Genomic DNA, 19,011 nt, shown 5'->3' on the forward strand with positions numbered 1-19,011 from the left:
AATGACAAAAAGGCCGATCGATGATCGGCCTTTTTGTTATGGAGAGTCACGCTTCAGCGGTCGAGGCGACCTGTGGTGCAGGTGCTGCTACATCCACGGTACTCTGTAGTGCTTTGATGTTGGTTGCGTGCAGGCCCTTGGGACCTTGCAGAATATCGAACATGACCGCTTGCCCAGCTTTCAGCGTTCTGTACCCGTCCATCTGGATGGCCGAGTAGTGGGCGAACAGGTCCTCATCGCCGCCGTCTGCTACGATGAAGCCATAGCCTTTGGCGTTGTTGAACCACTTGACCTTACCGCTTAGCATGCTGTTATCCCTCTGCAAAGGAGTCCATCACTGGAGTAACATCCATTCCATTCCGCGCTCGATGCAGCACCATGGCTCTGGAGCGCGCAACCTGTTGCCGTTTGGCACATACTGTTTGTATCACCGTTTTGCCGATAGTCAAGGCGACTCGTCAGATGGCTGCGAAGCCTGTCAAACTTACCCGGCCTTGAAGCCGCGAGCTAGAAACGTTATCCGCATGCGTGCATTCCAAGAGATTCGACTAACATTCAATCAGGATCGTCCTGACTTCGAGAGCGACGATGCTTCCGGCCTGGCTGTCGAGGAAGCGAAGCCGGAATTGAAGGCACCACCGATGTTCAAAGTTGTCATGTTCAATGATGACTACACACCGATGGATTTCGTCGTCGAGGTGCTGGAGGGTATCTTCAACCACAATCGGGAGTTGGCGACCAAGATAATGCTGGCCGTTCATACCGAGGGGCGTGCGGTCTGCGGTGTCTATACGCGCGATGTTGCGGAAACCAAAGCGATGCAGGTCAATCAATATGCAAGAGAGTGCCAGCATCCGCTGCTTTGTGAGATCGAGAAGGACGGTTAACTCCGACTGCTTGGGAAGAGGTGAAAGCTATGTTGAACCGTGAGCTCGAAGTCACTCTGAATCTGGCCTTCAAAGAGGCAAGAACCAAGCGCCATGAATTCATGACGGTTGAACACCTGCTGCTGGCCTTGCTGGACAACGAGGCGGCCGCCACCGTGCTGCGTGCCTGTGGCGCCAGTCTGGACAGGTTGCGGCATGATTTGCAGGAGTTCATCGATTCCACCACGCCGCTGATCCCGCAGCATGACGAAGAACGGGAAACTCAGCCGACGCTGGGCTTCCAGCGCGTTCTGCAGCGTGCGGTATTCCATGTGCAAAGCTCGGGCAAGCGTGAAGTCACCGGGGCAAACGTGCTGGTGGCCATTTTCAGCGAGCAGGAGAGCCAGGCGGTCTTCCTGCTCAAGCAGCAGAGCGTGGCGCGTATCGATGTAGTCAACTACATCGCGCATGGCATTTCCAAGGTTCCCGGCAGCGAAGGCAATCCCGAAGGCGAGTCGGAAATGCAGGACGAAGAGGGAGGCGATGCCGCGACCGCCGGCAATCCGCTGGACGCCTATGCCAGCAATCTCAACGAACAGGCCCGCCAGGGACGCATCGATCCGCTGGTGGGGCGCGAGCATGAAGTCGAGCGAGTCGCACAGATCCTCGCCCGTCGGCGCAAGAACAACCCGTTGTTGGTCGGCGAGGCCGGGGTTGGGAAAACCGCCATTGCCGAAGGCCTGGCAAAGCGCATCGTCGATAAACAGGTTCCTGAGTTGCTCGCCGACAGTGTCGTGTATTCGCTTGACCTGGGTGCATTGCTCGCCGGAACCAAATATCGTGGCGACTTCGAGAAGCGCTTCAAGGCGCTGCTGAACGAGTTGCGCAAGCGGCCACATGCGGTGCTGTTCATCGATGAGATTCATACCATCATCGGTGCCGGGGCGGCTTCCGGCGGTGTGCTGGATGCATCCAATCTGCTCAAGCCCTTGTTGTCTTCCGGTGAGATTCGTTGCATCGGCTCCACCACATTCCAGGAATTTCGCGGAATCTTCGAGAAGGATCGCGCGCTCGCGCGGCGATTCCAGAAGGTGGACGTATCCGAACCGTCGGTCGAAGACACCGTCGGTATCCTGCGCGGCCTGAAGGGGCGCTTCGAGCAGCATCACCAGATCGAATACAGCGACGAGGCGCTTCGTGCCGCGGCCGAGCTGGCATCGCGCTACATCAATGATCGTCTGATGCCCGACAAGGCGATCGACGTGATCGACGAAGCGGGGGCCTACCAGCGCCTGCTGGACGAGGACAAACGCGTCAAACGCATCGATGTCGAGCAGGTCGAGGACATCGTGGCGAAGATTGCGCGCATTCCGCCCAAGCATGTCAGCACCTCGGACAAGGAACTGCTGCGCAACCTGGAGCGTGACCTCAAGCTCACGGTATTTGGCCAGGACGATGCGATCGATTCCCTGGCGACGGCAATCAAGCTTTCGCGGGCAGGCCTGAAAGCGCCGGACAAGCCTGTCGGCTCCTTCCTGTTTGCGGGCCCCACTGGTGTCGGCAAGACCGAAGCGGCCCGCCAGCTGGCGCGTGCGCTGGGAATCGAGCTGGTTCGCTTCGATATGTCCGAATACATGGAGCGCCACACGGTTTCGCGTTTGATCGGTGCGCCTCCGGGCTACGTCGGTTTCGACCAGGGTGGTTTGTTGACCGAGGCGATTACCAAACGGCCGCACTGCGTGTTGTTGCTGGACGAGATAGAAAAGGCCCACCCCGAGGTATTCAACCTGCTGTTGCAGGTCATGGACCACGGAACGCTTACCGACAACAACGGACGCAAGGCGGATTTCCGCAACGTGATTCTCATAATGACCACCAATGCCGGCGCCGAGACGGCTGCGCGTGCGTCGATAGGCTTCACCCATCAGGATCATGCTTCAGATGCGATGGAGGTGATCAAGAAGAGCTTCACGCCCGAATTCCGCAACCGCCTGGACACCATCATCCAGTTCGGCCGCCTGAGCCATGAAGTGATCAAGAGCATCGTCGACAAGTTCCTGATCGAGTTGCAGACGCAGCTCGAGGACAAGCACGTGACGCTCGAGGTCTCGGATGCGGCGCGTGGCTGGCTCGCCGAGCGCGGCTACGATGTGCAGATGGGCGCGCGGCCGATGGCGCGCCTGATCCAGGACAAGATCAAGCGGCCCCTGGCGGAAGAAATCCTGTTTGGCGAGCTGGCCGAGCATGGCGGCGTGGTTCACGTCGACATACAGGGTGAAGAACTGGTCTTCGAATTCGAAACCAGCGCCGAGCTTGCCTGACCGATCAGGGTGGTCCGAAGCGAATGAAAACGCCTGGCATGCCAGGCGTTTTCGTGTCCGTGATCCGCAAAGTGAATTTGCGGCGAAGGTAGATGATCGTACAAACAAAAAAGCCCGGCTCTGGCCGGGCATTCTTTCTCGCGTCTCGGATTAGCGAGCGCGGTAGGTGATGCGACCTTTGCTCAAATCGTAGGGGGTCAATTCTACGCGAACCTTGTCACCGGTCAGGATCCGGATGTAGTTCTTGCGCATCTTTCCGGAGATGTGCGCAGTAACGACGTGCCCATTTTCCAACTCCACGCGAAACATGGTGTTGGGCAGGGTGTCGACGACAGTACCTTCCATTTCGAAGCTGTCTTCTTTCGACATTCAGTAAAGCCCTCGATATCCAATGATTGACCCGACGCAAGAATGGCCGGGCAAAAGCGGCAAGTATTGTGCCCGAAACGGGGCCGAGAGCCAAGGGGGTTAGGACCCGTTCCCGTTTCGTCGCAATCCACGTACGAAACGGGAACGGACCTAGCTGAGGGTGATCCAGCGCTGGTTGACCAGCAGTTCGATGGGGCGGTATTCGGTTTTGTAGTTCATCTTGCGGCAGTTCTTGATCCAGTAACCCAGATAGATCGCGTTCAGGCCCAGGCGTGCCGCCTCACCAACCTGCCAGAGAATTGCGAAGCGCCCCAGGCTGCGCTGTTCTTCGTGGGGGTCGTAGAAGGTGTAGACCGCCGAAAGACCGTTCGGCAGTACATCGGTGACCGCCAGGGCCAGCAAGCGGCCTTCCAGGCGAAACTCGTAGAAGCGGCAGAAGGGCAGATCGCGAACCAGGAACGTCTGGAACTGGTCGCGGCTGGGTGGATACATGTCTCCATCGGCATGCCGCTGCTCGATGTAGTCCGCGTAAAGCGCGTAATACTCCTCGCTGAAGCTGGGACGCACGCTGGTCACCGTCAGGTCGGCATTACGCTTCAGGATGCGCCTCTGCTGTCGATTGAGGCGGATGCCTTCGGCTGGAATGCGCGCTGGAATGCAGGCTGTGCAGCGTTGGCAATGAGGGCGATAAAGGTGATCGCCGCTGCGCCGGAAGCCCATTTCCGACAGTTCCGCATAGACCTGCACATCCATCGGTTGGCTGGGGTCTAGAAACAGGGTCGTCGCCTGTTCGCCAGGCAGATAGCTACAGGTGTGCGGTTGGGTTGCGTAGAACCGGAGGCGAGCCAGTGAAGTCATGGTCAACCCTCGAAAATCATGAGTTCAGTGTAGGCCAGCTTGGCGCCCTCGACTAGGCGCCCCAACGGGCTGAACTCGGCTGGTCCAGGTATTCGGCGAGCGCCTCGGCAAAGGCGCGGCGAGAGATGGCGCGTGCGCCGAAACTGGCCAGGTGTTGTGTTGGCATCTGGCAATCTACCAGTTTGAATCCCCATGCCTGCAGACGTTCCACGAGGGTGACGAATCCGACCTTGGAGGCATCGTTGGCCTGGCTGAACATCGATTCGCCGAAGAACAGCCGGCCGATGGCCAGACCGTAGAGACCACCCACCAGCTGGCGGTCGCGCCAGACTTCCACCGAATGCGCGACGCCCATCTCGTGGAGCTTCAGGTAGGCCGCCTTCATGTGCGAAGTGATCCAGGTTTCCTGCGTGTAGCTGCGCGGCCCGGCGCAACCGTCGATGACGTCGGCAAAGGCCTGGTCGAAGGTCACGGTGAAAGATTCCTGGCGCATGCGCTTGCGCAGGCTTCGCGAAACATGAAGCTCGTCAGGGTAGAGCACGGTGCGTGGGTCCGGTGACCACCAGAGCAGCGGCTGTCCTTCCTGGTACCAGGGAAAGCAGCCGTGCCGATAGGCCGCCAGCAGGCGCTCGGCCGAGAGGTCGCCGCCTGCGGCCAGCAAGCCGTTCGGCTCGCGCAGGGCCTTGTCCAGCGGGGGAAACGAAAGATCGTCGCGCTGCAGCCAGCTCAGCATATCGATAGGCCGGAGAGGGGGCGGTTGCAGACAACCGCCGGAAGGGAATTACTGGTCCAGGTACTTCTCAGCGTCCAGCGCGGCCATGCAGCCAGCGCCCGCCGAGGTGATGGCCTGGCGATAGACGTGATCGGCTACATCGCCCGCGGCGAATACGCCAGGGATACTCGTGGAGGTGGCATCACCCTCGCTGCCGCCCTTGATCTTCAGATAGCCGTCTTTCATCTCCAGTTGGCCTTGGAAGAGGTCGGTGTTGGGTTTGTGGCCGATGGCGATGAACACGCCCGAGAGTTCGAGTTTCTGCTCTTCGCCGGACAGGGTGTCCTTCAGGCGCACGCCGGTAACGCCGCTGGCGTCGCCCAGCACTTCTTCGAGGGTATGGTTCCAGTGCAGGCGGATGTTGCCGTTGGTGGCCTTGTCCATGATCTTGTCCTGCAGGATCTTCTCCGAGCGCAGCTTGTCGCGGCGATGGACCAGGTGAACTTCCTTGGCGATGTTGGACAGGTACAGCGCCTCTTCGACAGCGGTGTTGCCGCCACCGATCACGGCGACCGACTGGTTGCGATAGAAGAAGCCGTCGCAGGTGGCGCAGGCCGATACACCGCGGCCGGCGAATGCGTCTTCGGACGGCAGGCCGAGGTATTGTGCCGAGGCCCCGGTGGCGATGATCAGCGCATCGCAGCTGTAGGTGGCGCTGTCGCCCTTGAGAATGAAGGGGCGCTGTTGCAATTCGGCGGTATGGATGTGGTCGAAGACCACCTCGGTGTCGAAGCGCTCGGCGTGTTTCTGCATGCGCTCCATCAGCGCCGGGCCGGTGAGGCCTTCTACATCGCCGGGCCAGTTGTCCACTTCGGTGGTGGTGGTCAGCTGACCGCCGGGCTGGATGCCGGTGATCATCAGGGGTTTCAGGTTGGCGCGGGCAGCGTATACCGCGGCGGTATAACCGGCCGGGCCCGAGCCGAGGATGATCAGACGTGAATGCTTGACTTCACTCATAAAAAGCCCTCATAAGCCTTTGTTGCCAATAAAGAAGCGTGCTGCAGTCGAGCCACGCTGCGAAAACTGGCGTTTATGCTACACCGAAGCATCGAGAAAAGCCCAAGCCGGCACGGAACCGGCATGTCATCGTGTCGACAAAGCCGTACAATGCCAGGGTTCTGGCTGACTACGGTTCATAGAGCGCGCCACTGGCGCAGGAAATAGAGCGTTTTGAAGAATACCCCCTCTACCTCGCCGGCTTCCGTCTGGCGACAGCAGTTACATTACCGCCTCAAGGAAGGTGCACTGATCGCGCTCGGCGCATTGTGCGTCTATCTCTGGATGGCGTTGCTCACCTACCATCCGGGCGATCCAGGCTGGACGCACACCAGCAATGTGCAGCAGGTCCAGAATGCGGCGGGGCGGGCTGGCGCCTGGTTTGCCGACGTGCTGTTCATGGCGCTCGGCTATTTCGCCTATCTGTTCCCGCTGTTACTGGGCATCAAGACCTGGCAGGTGTTTCGCGCGCGGCACCAGCCTTGGACATGGAACGGCTGGCTGTTTTCCTGGCGGCTGATCGGCCTGGTGTTCCTGATCCTGTCCGGCTCCGCGCTGGCCTATATCCATTTCCAGTTCGCCAATCACCTGCCAGCATCGGCGGGCGGAGCGCTGGGTGAAAGCCTGGGGCAGTTGGCCGAAGCGGCGCTCAACGTGCAGGGCAGCACCCTGTTGCTGCTGGCGTTCTTCCTGTTCGGCCTGACCGTCTTTACCGACCTGTCCTGGTTCAAGGTGATGGACCTGACCGGCAAGATCACGCTTGACCTGCTCGAGCTGATCCAGAGTTTCTTCAGTCGCTGGTGGAACGCTCGCGCCGAACGCAAGCAACTGGTGGCCCAGCTTCGTGAAGCGGACGACGTGGTCAACGAGGTGGCGGGCTCTCTGCCGGATCGTCGGGAGCGTGTCCGAGTGAAAGAGCGGCTGCTGGAGCGCGAGGAGTCGCTGAACAAGCACATGAGCGAGCGCGAGAAACGCGTGGCGCCGGTGATTACGCCGCCTGCACCGCCCAAGGCGGTGGAACAGAGCAAGCGCGTGATGAAAGAAAAACAGGCGAACCTCTTCGTCGATCCGCTGATCGAGGGCAGCCTGCCGCCGCTTTCCCTGCTGGACGTGGCTGAGAAGCAGCAGAAGCAATATTCCCCCGAATCGCTGGAGGCGATGTCGCGGCTGCTGGAAATCAAGCTCAAGGAGTTCGGCGTCGAGGTCATCGTCGAGTCGGTGCATCCGGGCCCGGTGATCACCCGGTTCGAAATCCAGCCGGCCGCCGGGGTCAAGGTCAGCCGTATCTCCAACCTGGCCAAGGATCTGGCGCGCTCGCTGGCGGTGATCAGCGTTCGCGTGGTCGAGGTGATTCCGGGCAAGACCACGGTCGGTATCGAGATCCCCAACGAGGACCGGCAGATCGTGCGCTTCTCCGAAGTACTGTCGTCGGCGCCTTATGACGACGCCAAGTCACCGGTGACCATCGCCCTGGGCCACGATATCGGCGGCAAACCGGTGATCGCCGATCTGGCCAAGATGCCGCACCTGCTGGTGGCGGGTACGACCGGCTCGGGTAAGTCGGTGGGCGTCAACGCGATGATCCTGTCGATCCTGTTCAAGTCCACGCCGGACGATGCGCGGCTGATCATGATCGACCCGAAGATGCTCGAATTGTCCATCTACGAAGGCATTCCGCACCTGCTTTGCCCGGTCGTGACCGACATGAAGGAAGCGGCCAACGCGCTGCGCTGGAGCGTCGCCGAGATGGAGCGCCGCTACAAGCTGATGGCGGCCATGGGCGTGCGCAACCTGGCGGGCTTCAACCGCAAGGTGAAGGAAGCGGAGGAGGCCGGCACGCCGCTGACCGACCCGCTGTACCGCCGCGAGAGCATGGAAGATGAAGCGCCACTGCTGAAGAAGTTGCCGACCATTGTGGTGGTGGTGGACGAGTTCGCCGACATGATGATGATCGTCGGCAAGAAGGTCGAAGAACTGATCGCGCGTATCGCACAGAAGGCCCGCGCAGCCGGTATTCACCTGATCCTCGCCACCCAGCGGCCGTCGGTGGACGTGATCACCGGCCTGATCAAGGCCAACATCCCGACCCGCATGGCATTCCAGGTGTCCAGCAAGATCGATTCGCGCACCATTCTCGACCAGGGTGGCGCCGAACAGCTTCTCGGTCACGGCGACATGCTCTACTTGCCGCCTGGCACCGGTCTGCCGATTCGCGTACATGGCGCCTTCGTTTCCGACGATGAAGTGCACCGCGTGGTCGAAGCCTGGAAGGCGCGTGGCGCGCCCGACTACATCGAAGAAATCCTCGCCGGTGCCGAAGAGTCCGGTAGCGGCTTCGATGGCGGTGGCGGCGAGGGTGGCGGCGAAGGCAGCGAGGAAGATCCGCTGTACGACGAAGCCGTACGTTTCGTCACCGAAAGCCGCCGCGCGTCGATTTCCGCGGTGCAGCGCAAGCTGAAGATCGGCTACAACCGTGCCGCCCGAATGATCGAGGCCATGGAAATGGCCGGCGTCGTGACCTCCATGAACACCAATGGCTCGCGCGAAGTGCTTGCGCCGCCTCCTATCCGCGACTGATTCGCTCCGAGGGCTACATGCAATTGATTCGTTTGCTGTTCGCATCCGCTCTGCTGTTTGCGCTGGTTCCGGCCCAGGCCGACCAGGCCGCCTCCGTCCAGCGGCTGACGGGCCTGCTCCAAAAAGCCGAGACCCTGACGGGGCGCTTTTCCCAGTTGTCCCTCGACGGCACCGGCACCCAACTGCAGGAAACCTCCGGCGAGATGGCGCTGAAGCGCCCTGGTCAGTTCCGCTGGAAAACCGACGAGCCGATGGCGCAACTGCTGGTTTCCGATGGCAAGCAGGTCTGGCTGTACGACCCGGACCTGGAGCAGGTCACCATCCAGACCCTGGACCAGCGGCTGACCCATACCCCTGCGCTGCTGCTTTCCGGAGACGTTTCGGCCATCAGTGAAAACTTCCAGGTCTCGCACAAGGAGGCCGGCGAGGTGGTCGATTTCACGCTCGAGCCGAAGGCCAAGGACACCCTGTTCGATAGCCTTCGTCTGTCTTTTCGCAATGGCGTGATCAACGACATGCAGATGGTCGACGGCGTCGGTCAGCGCACCAATATCCTTTTCCATGGCGTCAAACTGAACCAGCCGCTCAAGGCGGGCCTGTTCACCTTCGAGATTCCCGAAGGGACCGATGTCATATCCGAGTGAGTTGTAGAGCCCTCGATGGATCTGTTCAGCCGTGCCCCCGTTGCCCAGCCGCTAGCCGCGCGCCTGCGTGCCGCCAGCCTCGACGAATACGTCGGGCAGGAGCATCTGCTCGCGCGCGGCAAACCGCTGCGCGAAGCATTGGAGCAGGGCGCGCTGCATTCGATGGTCTTCTGGGGCCCGCCGGGCGTGGGCAAGACCACGCTGGCGCAGTTGCTGGCCAAGGTGTCCGATGCCCATTTCGAAACCGTCTCGGCGGTGCTGGCCGGGGTGAAGGAGATCCGCCAGGCGGTGGAGATCGCCCGGCAGCAGGCGGCCCAATACGGTCGGCGGACCATTCTCTTCGTCGATGAAGTACACCGCTTCAACAAATCCCAGCAGGATGCCTTTCTGCCCTATGTCGAGGACGGCACGCTGATTTTCATTGGTGCGACCACCGAGAACCCGTCCTTCGAACTGAACAATGCCTTGCTGTCCCGCGCGCGGGTCTATGTGCTGAAAAGCCTCGACGAAGCCGCCTTGCGCAAGCTGGTCGAGCGCGCGCTGAGCGAGTCGAAAGGCCTGGGTGATCTGCATCTGAGCCTGCCCGAAGAAAGCTTCCAGATGCTGGTGGCCGCGGCCGATGGCGATGGCCGGCGGCTGCTGAACCTGCTGGAGAACGCCTCGGACCTGGCCGAAGAGGGCGGCGAGATCAGCGTCGAGCTGTTGCAGGATTTGCTGGGCGACAGCCGCCGGCGTTTCGACAAGGGTGGCGAAGCCTTCTACGACCAGATTTCCGCGCTGCACAAGTCGGTACGTGGTTCCAACCCGGATGCGGCGCTGTACTGGTTCTCACGCATGCTCGATGGCGGTTGCGATCCGCTCTATATCGCGCGACGCGTGGTGCGCATGGCCAGCGAGGAAATCGGCAACGCCGATCCGCGGGCGGTTGGACTGTGTCTTTCCGCCTGGGACGTCCAGGAACGCCTGGGCAGCCCCGAAGGCGAGTTGGCTGTGGCGCAGGCGATCGTCTATCTCGCCTGCGCGCCGAAAAGCAACGCGGTCTACACGGCCTTCAAGGCCGCCAAGCGCGACGTGGCGGAAAACGGCTCGCAGGAGGTCCCGCTGCACCTGCGCAATGCGCCGACCCGCCTGATGAAGGAGCTGGGCTACGGCAACGAATACCGCTACGCCCATGACGAGCCGGATGCCTACGCGGCCGGCGAGGATTACTTTCCCGAGGCCATGGAGCCGCGCCAGTACTATCATCCGGTGCCACGAGGATTGGAGAGCAAGATTCGCGACAAGCTGGAACATCTGGCCCGGCTCGATCGCGAAAGCCCACGGCAACGGAGAAAGACGTGATCCGCCTGATGCTGGCCGTCGCCGCGGGCGGGGTGATCGGTACGCTGCTGCGCTTTGCCCTGTCGACCTGGGTATCGACGCACTGGCCGCGACATTTCTATCTGGCGACGCTTGCGGTCAACCTGCTGGGCTGCCTGTTGATCGGCTACCTGTACGCGCTGTTTCTCATGCGCCCGGACGTGTCGCCGGAACTGCGCGGTGGCTTGATCCTCGGCTTCCTTGGGGCCTTCACCACTTTTTCCAGTTTCTCTCTCGACGGCTTGCGGCTGCTCGAGAGCGGCCAGCTTGCCACGGCCTTCGGCTACATTGGCCTGAGTGTGCTCGGCGGCTTGCTGGCGACCTGGGCAGGCCTGGCCCTTGGCAGGTTATGAAGCTGGCCGCTATCGCAGTAAACTCCGCTTCCTCTTCGCCTTTCCTCAAAGCTTTCACAGACGAGACTCACCATGCTTGATTCGAAACTGCTACGCACACAGCTGCAAGACGTTGCCGATCGCCTGGCTACCCGCGGTTATCAGCTGGACGTGGCGCGTATCGAGGCGCTGGAAGCACAGCGCAAGACCGTGCAGACCCGCACCGAGCAGCTGCAGGCCGAGCGCAACGCTCGCTCCAAATCCATCGGCCAGGCCAAGCAGCGCGGCGAAGACATCGCGCCGCTGCTCGCCGACGTCGACCGCATGGCTTCCGAGCTGGACGCCGGCAAGCAGGAGCTCGAAGGCATCCAGGCCGAACTGGACCAGTTGATGCTGACGCTGCCGAACCTGCCGCACGAGTCGGTGCCGGTGGGCAAGGACGAGGACGAGAACGTCGAGGTACGTCGCTGGGGCACGCCGAAAAGCTTCGATTTCCCCGTCCAGGATCACGTCGCGCTGGGCGAGCAGCATGGCTGGCTGGATTTCGAGACCGCCGCCAAGCTCTCCGGTGCGCGCTTCGCCCTGATGCGCGGACCGATCGCCCGTCTGCACCGTGCGCTGGCGCAATTCATGATCGACCTGCACACCCGCGAGCATGGCTACGAGGAGGCCTACACGCCTTATCTGGTCCAGGCGCCGGCGCTGCAGGGCACCGGCCAGCTACCCAAGTTCGAGGAAGATCTGTTCAAGATCACCCGCGAAGGCGAGGCCGATTTCTATCTGATCCCGACCGCGGAAGTCTCGCTGACCAACATCGTCGCCGGCGAGATTCTCGATGCCAAGCAGCTGCCCCTGAAGTTCGTCGCCCATACGCCGTGCTTCCGCAGCGAGGCGGGTGCGTCCGGCCGCGATACGCGCGGGATGATCCGTCAGCATCAGTTCGACAAGGTCGAAATGGTGCAGATCGTCGAGCCGGACCAGTCCTTCGAGGCGCTGGAAAGCCTGACGGCGAACGCCGAGAAAGTGCTGCAGCTGCTGGAACTGCCTTATCGAGTACTGGCGTTGTGCACCGGCGACATGGGCTTCGGCGCGACCAAGACTTACGACCTGGAAGTCTGGGTGCCAAGCCAGGACAAGTATCGCGAGATTTCTTCCTGTTCCAACTGCGGCGATTTCCAGGCACGCCGTATGCAGGCACGTTACCGGAATCCGGAAACCGGCAAGCCCGAACTGGTGCATACGCTCAACGGTTCCGGCCTCGCGGTGGGTCGTACCCTGGTGGCGGTGCTGGAGAATTATCAGCAGGCGGACGGCAGCGTGCGAGTACCTGAGGTGCTGAAGCCGTACATGGCCGGTATCGAGGTCATCGGCTGAAAGGGTTCTGGAGCGTTTCCGGTGCGGTAAATTGCCCCGCCAGGTGCCGCATCAGGGCTCGATCCGGACTCCTTGATTCCCGACAAGGGCCACCATCGGCGTAACGGCTGAGATGGCCCTTACCTTTCATGGACACCAGGACTCGCTGATGGATTTCTTGCCGCTGTTCCACAACCTCAAGGGCCGCTTGGTGCTGATCGTCGGCGGCGGCGATATCGCACTGCGCAAGGCGCGGCTGTTATCCGAAGCGGGCGCAGTGCTGCGTGTGGTGGCGCCCCAGATCGAGGCACAGCTGGCCAAATTGTTGCAGCAGAGCGGCGGGCATTCCTTCCAGCGTGGTTATGCGAGCGACGATCTTGCTGGCTGCGTCCTGGCAGTAGCCGCCACCGATGACGAGCCGCTCAATGCGCAGGTGTCACGGGATGCGAAGGCGCTCGGCATCCCGGTGAATGTGGTGGACTCCCCCGAACTGTGCACGGTGATTTTCCCGGCCATCGTCGACCGCTCGCCACTGATGATTGCCGTCTCCAGTAGCGGCGACGCACCGGTGCTGGCGCGCCTGGTTCGCGCACGGATCGAAACCTGGATTCCCTCGGCATACGGACAACTGGCCGGGTTGGCGAAGAAATTCCGTGCCCAGGTCAAGGCGTCGTTGCCCGATGTGCAGCAGCGCCGGGTGTTCTGGGAGGATGTTTTTCAGGGGACCATCGCCGAGCGCGCGCTCGCCGGGCAGGAGCAGGAGGCCGAGCGGTTATTGCAGGCCAAGTTGTCAGGCGCCGCCCCGCGAAGCCTGGGTGAGGTCTATCTGGTCGGTGCCGGGCCGGGCGACCCCGATCTGCTCACTTTCCGTGCCCTGCGCCTGATGCAGCAGGCGGACGTGGTGCTCTACGACAGGCTGGTGGCACCCGCGATTCTCGATATGTGCCGGCGTGATGCCGATCGCATCTATGTGGGCAAGCAGCGCGCCGATCATGCCGTCCCGCAGGAGCAGATCAACCAGCAGTTGGTGACGCTGGCACGGCAAGGCAAGCGAGTGCTGCGTCTGAAAGGTGGCGACCCCTTCATCTTCGGTCGTGGTGGGGAAGAGATCGAGAAGCTGGCGGCCAACGGCATTCCCTTCCAGGTGGTGCCGGGCATCACCGCCGCCAGTGGTTGTGCTGCCTATTCCGGTATTCCGCTGACCCATCGCGATTACGCGCAATCGGTCCGTTTCGTCACCGGGCATCTCAAGGATGGCAGCTGCGATCTGCCCTGGGCCGACCTGGTCGCGCCGAGCCAGACACTGGTGTTCTACATGGGCCTGGTCGGCTTGCCAGTGATCTGCCAGCAATTGATCGCCCATGGGCGCGGCGCCGACACGCCAGCGGCGTTGATCCAGCAGGGCACTACCAGTAATCAGCGTGTATTTACCGGAACGCTGGCCGATCTGCCTGAGCTGGTTGCGAGCCAACAGGTTCAGGCACCGACGCTGGTGATCGTCGGTGAGGTCGTGACGCTTCGCGACAAGCTGGCCTGGTTCGAAGGCATGGCCAAACCGGAGTAGCTCAGCGCGACCAGATGCCCTTGCCGGGCAGTCGCTCGCGGTCGTGGGCGCGGTCCAGTGCCAGCTGCGGTCCCTTGGGAACGATGCCGTTGGCGTTGATGTGGCGATGGCTTGCGTAGTAATGGCTTTTGATGTGGGTGAAATCGACGGTTTCGGCGACGCCCGGCCATTGATAGAGCTCACGCAGCCAGTTCGACAGGTTCGGATAATCCTCGATCCGTCGCAGGTTGCACTTGAAGTGGCCGTGATAGACGGCGTCGAAGCGGACCATGGTGGTAAAGAGCCGCCAGTCAGCTTCGGTGAGAAATTCGCCGGTCAGGTAGCGCCGCTCCGCCAGGCGCCGCTCCAGCCAGTCCAGTTCGTTGAAGAGCTCGTCGAAGGCCGCTTCGTAGGCTTTCTGCGTGGTGGCGAAGCCGGCACGGTAGACACCGTTGTTGACCCTGGGGTAAATCCGCGCGTTGAGGCTGTCGATTTCCGCGCGTAGCGGTTCGGGATACAGATCCAGTTTCGAGCCGGTCAGTTCGTCGAAGGCGCTGTTGAAAATACGGATCAGCTCGGACGATTCGTTATTCACGACCCGCTGCTGCTGGCGATCCCAGAGCACCGGCACCGTCACGCGGCCGGTATAGCTGTCATCATCGATGGTGTAGCGCTGGTGGAGGTACTGCAGCCCGTCGAGCTTATCGCCGCTGGAGCCGGTGCTCTTGTCGAAGGTCCAGCCATGCTCGGCCATCAACCAGCTGACTACCGATACGTCGATCAAGGGTTCGAGCTGCTTGAGCTTGCGGTAGATCAAGGTGCGGTGGGCCCAGGGACAGGCGAGCGAAACATATAGGTGATAGCGCCCGGCTTCGGCCTTGACCGCCGACCGACCATCGGGACCGGACGAGCCGTCCGCGGTCACCCAGTCGCGACGTTGCGCCTGTTCGCGCTGGAATTCGCCGTCATCGCTGTTTTCGTACCACCTATCCTGCCACTGACCATCGACCAGAAGTCCCATGACTGCCTCCTCGTTATGAACGTTAGGGGCACTCTAGGGGACAAGGTTCGATGGATGGGACCTAATGACGGGACAAATCCATCGTTCAGTTCGATGAATTCCTGTGCTGCCAATACTGCCTTGCCAGCGCGAATGCCTGTTCCCGTGGTTGGCCCAGGCCGCGCAGGGCCAGCGCCATGGTCGCCACGACGGCCAGCTCACCATAAGCGTCCTCGGCGCCGTTCCATACGGCCAGCAGATGCTGCGGGTCCAGCTGTGCGGGCTTTACGTGACGCTGTGGCGACAGCGCAGGCCAGTCCTCATCCCAGCTGGCGCCGGTTTCGGTGCCGTATAGATGAGCGATGCCGTCGGGGTTGACTTCGATTTCGCCGCCTTCGCCCTTGATGACGATCGCGGTGTCACCCAGCAGGCGGCTGGCTTCGCGGTGATTGGCCTGGTAGCCGGGGTGGAAGATGCTCTGCAGGCCGCAGCGGGCGCCGAGTGGGTTGAGAATGCGCGCCAGCGAGTGAATCGGCGAGCGCAATCCGAGCACGTTGCGCTGATCGATCATTCGCTGCAGCACGGGCATCCAGGCGCCCAACGGCATGAAGGCCACCTCGCCACGATCCAGCGTGGCGGCGACCGTTTCCCAGTCTTCGCAACGGGAGATGTTGAGCAGGTCGAGCAATTGTTCGGTATACATGCGACCCGCGGTGTGGGCGCCGCCGCCATGCATCAGGATGCGAACGCCATTCTGTGCCAGGCATTTCGCGGCAAGCAGGTACCAGGGCAGGTGGCGTTTCTTGCCGGCATAGGTCGGCCAGTCGATGTCCACGGCAAGGGCGGGCGCCTGGATGCGTTCGCGAACGGCTTCGGTGAAACCGGCGAGTTCTTCGGCGCTTTCCTCCTTGTGACGCAGCAGCATCAGGAAGGCACCGAGCTGGGTGTCCTCGACCTTGCCGTCGAGCAGCATACCCATGGCTTCGCGGGCTTCCTCGCGGGTGAGATCGCGTGCGCCGCGCTTGCCCTTGCCGAGAATCCGCACGAAGACGGCGAAGGGGTGTTCTGCTGGCGTGACGATGCTCATATGCAGTTGCTCGGTTTCGGCAGGCCAGCCAGCTTGGCGGCGAGCTTGGCTGGCGTGCCTTTGAATAGACGGTTGAGGTGCATGCTGTTGCCCTTGTCGGGGCCGAGTTTCAAGGCGGTGTATTTGATCAGCGGGCGCGTTGCGGGCGACAGCTGGAACTCATCATGAAAAGCACGTAGCAGACGCAGGATTTCCCAGTGCTCGTCTTCCAGCGTCAGGTCTTCCTGCAGGGCGAGGGCTTCGGCCACTGGCTCGCTCCAATCGTTCAGGTCAGCCAGATAGCCTTCCTGGTCGACTTCGATGGGTCGGCCGTCGACGATCAAGATGTTCATAACCAGGCATTGGTCCGGTCATAGCGACAGCAGAGTTCGACGAAGCCGGCATAGTCGATCATTTGCAATCGTTCGGGTAGCGCCGCCAGGCCGCGCGCGATGACATCTTCCTCGAGGGCGAACAGCGCGATGCTGACAGGCATCAACTCCAGGGCCTGGCGCTGGGCCGTGCCGGTCTGCAACGCGTAAACGGCGTCGCCAGTCAGCAACAGAGCATCCTCTGCTGACAGCAGTTGCAGGCAACTGGCCAGGCGACTGTCGGCGAAAGGAGAGTGCGAAAGCAGGTGCAAGGTGGCCATCAGAGCGTTATCACCTGGTCGTAGCGGTTGATGAGTGCGCGCAGCGCGGTGTCGTCCAGCACTTCTACCGGTAGCGACAACGCGTTCTGGTCCAGGCCGCGTTCCTGGAGACTGCGCTGGGCAGCGTACAGCGAGTCGACACCGAACATGGGCAGCGCCTGCAGGTTGGCGGTGAGGTCCTTCTGCTGCAGTTGCCCGGCCTGCTGAGCCTGGACCAGCTGGAACACGCCATCGTCGAGAAACAGCATACCCAGAGGCAGCTCGAAGGCGCCTCCGGCCAGCGCGATATCCAGCGCTTCTCGCGCCGATGGGCCGGACCAGGGCGATTGCCGGGTGATGATCAGCATCGAGCGCGGCATCAGTGACCTCCGAAGCAGACGAGGCGATCGGCTTGTTGTGCCGCTTCGTGCAGCTGGCCCAGGCCGGAAAGCTCCCAGGAGGGCGAGAGATTGGCGGCGGGACGCGAATGTCGCTGGGCTTCCCGCGCGTCCAGGACGCCCCGGCGCAGGCCTGCGGCGATGCAGACGACGCCGTCGAGCGCATGGCTACGAACGAAACGCTCCCATTCACCGGCCAGGTCGAGCTCATCCTGCGCGGTCACGATATTGGCCGAGGCGCTGTGTACGCCGTCCTGATAGAGGAACAAGCGGGTGATTTCGTGCCCACCGGCAAGCACCGCTTTGGCGAAGCGCAATGCGCGCCGCGAAGCGGGGGAGTGGGCGGGAGAAAACAGAGCGATTACGAATTTCATGGCACACCTTGCTAGCTGAGCGACATGATACGCCAGCTGCAGAAACGAAAAAGCCCGCCGAAGCGGGCTCATTCAGCGACTAGCGATCAGTCGTCGCTCATGATGCCCATCAGCTGCAGCAGGCTGATGAACAGGTTGTACAGCGAAACGTACAGGCCGATGGTGGCCATGATGTAGTTGCGCTCGCCGCCATGGATGATGGCGCTGGTCTGGTAGAGGATGCAGACCGAGGAGAACAGTACGAAACCGGCGCTGATCGCCAGTTGCAGGCCGCTGATCTGGAAGAAGAAGCTTGCGACCATCGCACCCAGCAGAACGAAGAAACCGGCGGTGATGAAGCCGCTGAGGAAGCTCATGTCCTTGCGGGTGATCAGCACGAAGGCGGACAGGCCGAAGAACACCAGCGCCGTCATCGATAGCGCCGAGGCGATCAGTTCTCCGCCGTTGGCAGTACCTAGGTACATGTTGAGAATCGGGCCGAGCGTATAACCCATGAATCCGGTCAGGGCGAAGGTGGACAGCAAGCCCCAGGCCGAATTGCGCAGTTTGACGGTCAGGAAGAACAGACCGTAGAAACCGATCAGCACCACGAAGATGTTCGGGTAGGGCGCATTGGCCTGCATCGCCATGTAGGCGACCAGGGCACTGAAACCCAGGGTGATGGCCAGAAGACCATAGGTGTTGCGCAAGACGCGGCTGACTTCCCTTTGTTCAACCTGCGTGTGCGTAGATGCGTACTGTTGCTCGTGCATGGCGACGCTCCTGTAGATGTATTCAGCCTGAAAACGGATGTGTCGGATCATAGCAGAGCTTTTGTTGCGGCCTAACAACAGAGTTTGACAGTGTGTTTCGTTCCGGTACTATTGCGCCCGCTCTCTGCGGAGGAGTGGCAGAGCGGTTGAATGCAACGGTCTTGAAAACCGTCGAAGGGGAAACTCTTCCGTGAGTTCGAATCTCACCTCCTCCGCCATATCGCCAATCGAAGGCCCCGTATTCCGGGGCCTTTGGCGTTTCTGGATGGCGAGAATGGGCGTCTTCAGGTTCCGTCTTCTCCAACCGAAGAGTGCAACTTGAAAGTACTGTCATGTCGCTATACTTCATTCCCCAGGCAAAGGATTTGTCGCGATGAAGCTCATTAGACAACCCGAGGCGTTAGCGCTCGTACGCGACCACTTCAGCCCGTTGTTATTCGTGGCCAGGATGGATTCCCCTCGAACCATCCAGGCGATGCTCATGGACGAGAGCACCGGGGAATCGCTGGTGCTTACCGGCATACCCTGCGGGCTATCGCTGAGCAGAGCCCAGGTAGCCGGATTGATCAGCGCAATCGAACTTGATATCGCCGCGCTGCGGCCGGGGCTGCTGAAGCGAAGGCAGGCCGGCGGCTGATTCGTGCCTGCGGCCTTTCCAAGCCCTGGGCGATACGTCAGCGCCGCGTCTTCTTTCGATCAGCTAAAACCATCTCGCCGTTAAATGACGTTGCAGCGCCGCCGTGACATGACGTCTGGCGTGCTTTGCGATTATCGAATTGCCGGACGATAATCGAACGCCT

Annotated in this window: 21 protein-coding genes and 1 tRNA gene; 10 read left to right on the forward strand and 12 right to left on the reverse strand. The window is 61.4% G+C overall.

Translation table 11 applies throughout. The features are described 5' to 3' along the window. Positions 1–46: 46 nt before the first annotated feature. Positions 47–307 (reverse strand): cold shock domain-containing protein CspD, encoded by a 261-nt coding sequence (gene cspD, locus EA795_RS18340; RefSeq protein WP_014853237.1) that lies wholly within the window; start codon positions 305–307, stop codon positions 47–49. A gap of 217 nt (positions 308–524) precedes the next feature. Between cspD and clpS the strand changes: the two genes are divergently transcribed. Both clpS and clpA read left to right on the forward strand, forming a co-directional pair. Then, entirely contained in the window at positions 525–887 is a 363-nt protein-coding gene (clpS, locus tag EA795_RS18345) for an ATP-dependent Clp protease adapter ClpS (protein ID WP_014853236.1), read from the forward strand. 29 nt (positions 888–916) lie between these two features. Next, complete coding sequence (clpA, locus tag EA795_RS18350; RefSeq protein WP_014853235.1) at positions 917–3,187, forward strand: ATP-dependent Clp protease ATP-binding subunit ClpA; 2,271 nt, start codon at positions 917–919, stop codon at positions 3,185–3,187. Positions 3,188–3,337: 150 nt separating this feature from the next. Here the strand turns inward: clpA and infA are convergent, their stop codons facing one another. The 4 genes from infA to trxB all read right to left on the reverse strand — a co-directional run bounded on the left by infA (position 3,338) and on the right by trxB (position 6,143). Continuing rightward, on the reverse strand, positions 3,338–3,556 hold the full coding sequence (gene infA, locus EA795_RS18355) for a translation initiation factor IF-1 (RefSeq protein WP_002553999.1): 219 nt from the start codon (positions 3,554–3,556) through the stop codon (positions 3,338–3,340). A 150-nt stretch (positions 3,557–3,706) separates the two neighbouring features. Continuing rightward, positions 3,707–4,414 carry an arginyltransferase gene (locus tag EA795_RS18360; protein WP_014853234.1) on the reverse strand — a complete coding sequence of 236 codons (708 nt, stop codon included), beginning with the start codon at positions 4,412–4,414 and terminating at the stop codon, positions 3,707–3,709. A gap of 52 nt (positions 4,415–4,466) precedes the next feature. Then, positions 4,467–5,147, reverse strand: a complete 681-nt coding sequence (gene aat / locus EA795_RS18365; protein WP_058074993.1) for a leucyl/phenylalanyl-tRNA--protein transferase — start codon at positions 5,145–5,147, stop codon at positions 4,467–4,469. 48 nt (positions 5,148–5,195) lie between these two features. Beyond that, positions 5,196–6,143 carry a thioredoxin-disulfide reductase gene (gene trxB, locus EA795_RS18370; RefSeq protein ID WP_014853232.1) on the reverse strand — a complete coding sequence of 316 codons (948 nt, stop codon included), beginning with the start codon at positions 6,141–6,143 and terminating at the stop codon, positions 5,196–5,198. Between the two features lie 213 nt (positions 6,144–6,356). Here trxB and ftsK point away from each other — a divergent pair, with 213 nt between their 5' ends. From ftsK to cysG, 6 genes are all read left to right on the forward strand, one after another. Beyond that, positions 6,357–8,759 carry a DNA translocase FtsK gene (gene ftsK / locus EA795_RS18375; RefSeq protein ID WP_014853231.1) on the forward strand — a complete coding sequence of 801 codons (2,403 nt, stop codon included), beginning with the start codon at positions 6,357–6,359 and terminating at the stop codon, positions 8,757–8,759. 17 nt (positions 8,760–8,776) lie between these two features. After that, positions 8,777–9,403: an outer membrane lipoprotein periplasmic chaperone LolA gene (gene lolA, locus EA795_RS18380; RefSeq protein ID WP_122078850.1), complete on the forward strand. Its 627-nt coding sequence runs from the start codon at positions 8,777–8,779 to the stop codon at positions 9,401–9,403. A 15-nt stretch (positions 9,404–9,418) separates the two neighbouring features. Continuing rightward, a complete protein-coding gene (locus EA795_RS18385) occupies positions 9,419–10,744 on the forward strand; it encodes a replication-associated recombination protein A (protein ID WP_122078851.1) in 1,326 nt (441 codons plus the stop codon). Further along, complete coding sequence (gene crcB, locus EA795_RS18390) at positions 10,741–11,115, forward strand: fluoride efflux transporter CrcB (RefSeq protein WP_058074989.1); 375 nt, start codon at positions 10,741–10,743, stop codon at positions 11,113–11,115. Before EA795_RS18385 ends, crcB begins: the two co-directional genes overlap by 4 nt. Positions 11,116–11,187: 72 nt before the next feature. Continuing rightward, positions 11,188–12,468, forward strand: a complete 1,281-nt coding sequence (serS, locus tag EA795_RS18395; protein ID WP_122078853.1) for a serine--tRNA ligase — start codon at positions 11,188–11,190, stop codon at positions 12,466–12,468. A 148-nt stretch (positions 12,469–12,616) separates the two neighbouring features. Then, on the forward strand, positions 12,617–14,011 hold the full coding sequence (cysG, locus tag EA795_RS18400) for a siroheme synthase CysG (RefSeq protein ID WP_122078854.1): 1,395 nt from the start codon (positions 12,617–12,619) through the stop codon (positions 14,009–14,011). A 1-nt stretch (position 14,012) separates the two neighbouring features. On the opposite strand, the gene EA795_RS18405 is transcribed toward cysG, so the two are convergent. From EA795_RS18405 to EA795_RS18435, 7 genes are all read right to left on the reverse strand, one after another. Beyond that, positions 14,013–15,011: a glutathione S-transferase family protein gene (locus tag EA795_RS18405; RefSeq protein ID WP_122078856.1), complete on the reverse strand. Its 999-nt coding sequence runs from the start codon at positions 15,009–15,011 to the stop codon at positions 14,013–14,015. Between the two features lie 85 nt (positions 15,012–15,096). Continuing rightward, entirely contained in the window at positions 15,097–16,077 is a 981-nt protein-coding gene (locus EA795_RS18410) for a glycosyl transferase family protein (RefSeq protein WP_122078858.1), read from the reverse strand. After that, the gene (locus tag EA795_RS18415) at positions 16,074–16,409 is read right to left on the reverse strand and encodes a TusE/DsrC/DsvC family sulfur relay protein (RefSeq protein ID WP_058074984.1); all 336 of its coding nucleotides are present in this window, start codon (positions 16,407–16,409) and stop codon (positions 16,074–16,076) included. The genes EA795_RS18410 and EA795_RS18415 overlap by 4 nt, the downstream gene beginning before the upstream one ends. Further along, positions 16,406–16,708: a sulfurtransferase complex subunit TusB gene (gene tusB, locus EA795_RS18420; RefSeq protein WP_058074983.1), complete on the reverse strand. Its 303-nt coding sequence runs from the start codon at positions 16,706–16,708 to the stop codon at positions 16,406–16,408. Before tusB ends, EA795_RS18415 begins: the two co-directional genes overlap by 4 nt. Further along, the gene (gene tusC / locus EA795_RS18425; RefSeq protein ID WP_058076681.1) at positions 16,708–17,067 is read right to left on the reverse strand and encodes a sulfurtransferase complex subunit TusC; all 360 of its coding nucleotides are present in this window, start codon (positions 17,065–17,067) and stop codon (positions 16,708–16,710) included. The genes tusB and tusC overlap by 1 nt, the downstream gene beginning before the upstream one ends. Continuing rightward, entirely contained in the window at positions 17,067–17,459 is a 393-nt protein-coding gene (gene tusD / locus EA795_RS18430) for a sulfurtransferase complex subunit TusD (protein ID WP_122078859.1), read from the reverse strand. Before tusD ends, tusC begins: the two co-directional genes overlap by 1 nt. 86 nt (positions 17,460–17,545) lie before the next feature. Continuing rightward, positions 17,546–18,211 carry a Bax inhibitor-1/YccA family protein gene (locus EA795_RS18435; RefSeq protein WP_058074981.1) on the reverse strand — a complete coding sequence of 222 codons (666 nt, stop codon included), beginning with the start codon at positions 18,209–18,211 and terminating at the stop codon, positions 17,546–17,548. Positions 18,212–18,339: 128 nt separating this feature from the next. Here EA795_RS18435 and EA795_RS18440 point away from each other — a divergent pair. Beyond that, positions 18,340–18,429, forward strand: a tRNA-Ser gene (locus tag EA795_RS18440). A gap of 155 nt (positions 18,430–18,584) precedes the next feature. Next, positions 18,585–18,848 (forward strand): DUF1652 domain-containing protein, encoded by a 264-nt coding sequence (locus tag EA795_RS18445; RefSeq protein WP_014853218.1) that lies wholly within the window; start codon positions 18,585–18,587, stop codon positions 18,846–18,848. Positions 18,849–19,011: the final 163 nt, after the last annotated feature.

Source organism: Stutzerimonas nitrititolerans, assembly GCF_003696285.1.
Lineage (GTDB): Bacteria > Pseudomonadota > Gammaproteobacteria > Pseudomonadales > Pseudomonadaceae > Stutzerimonas > Stutzerimonas nitrititolerans.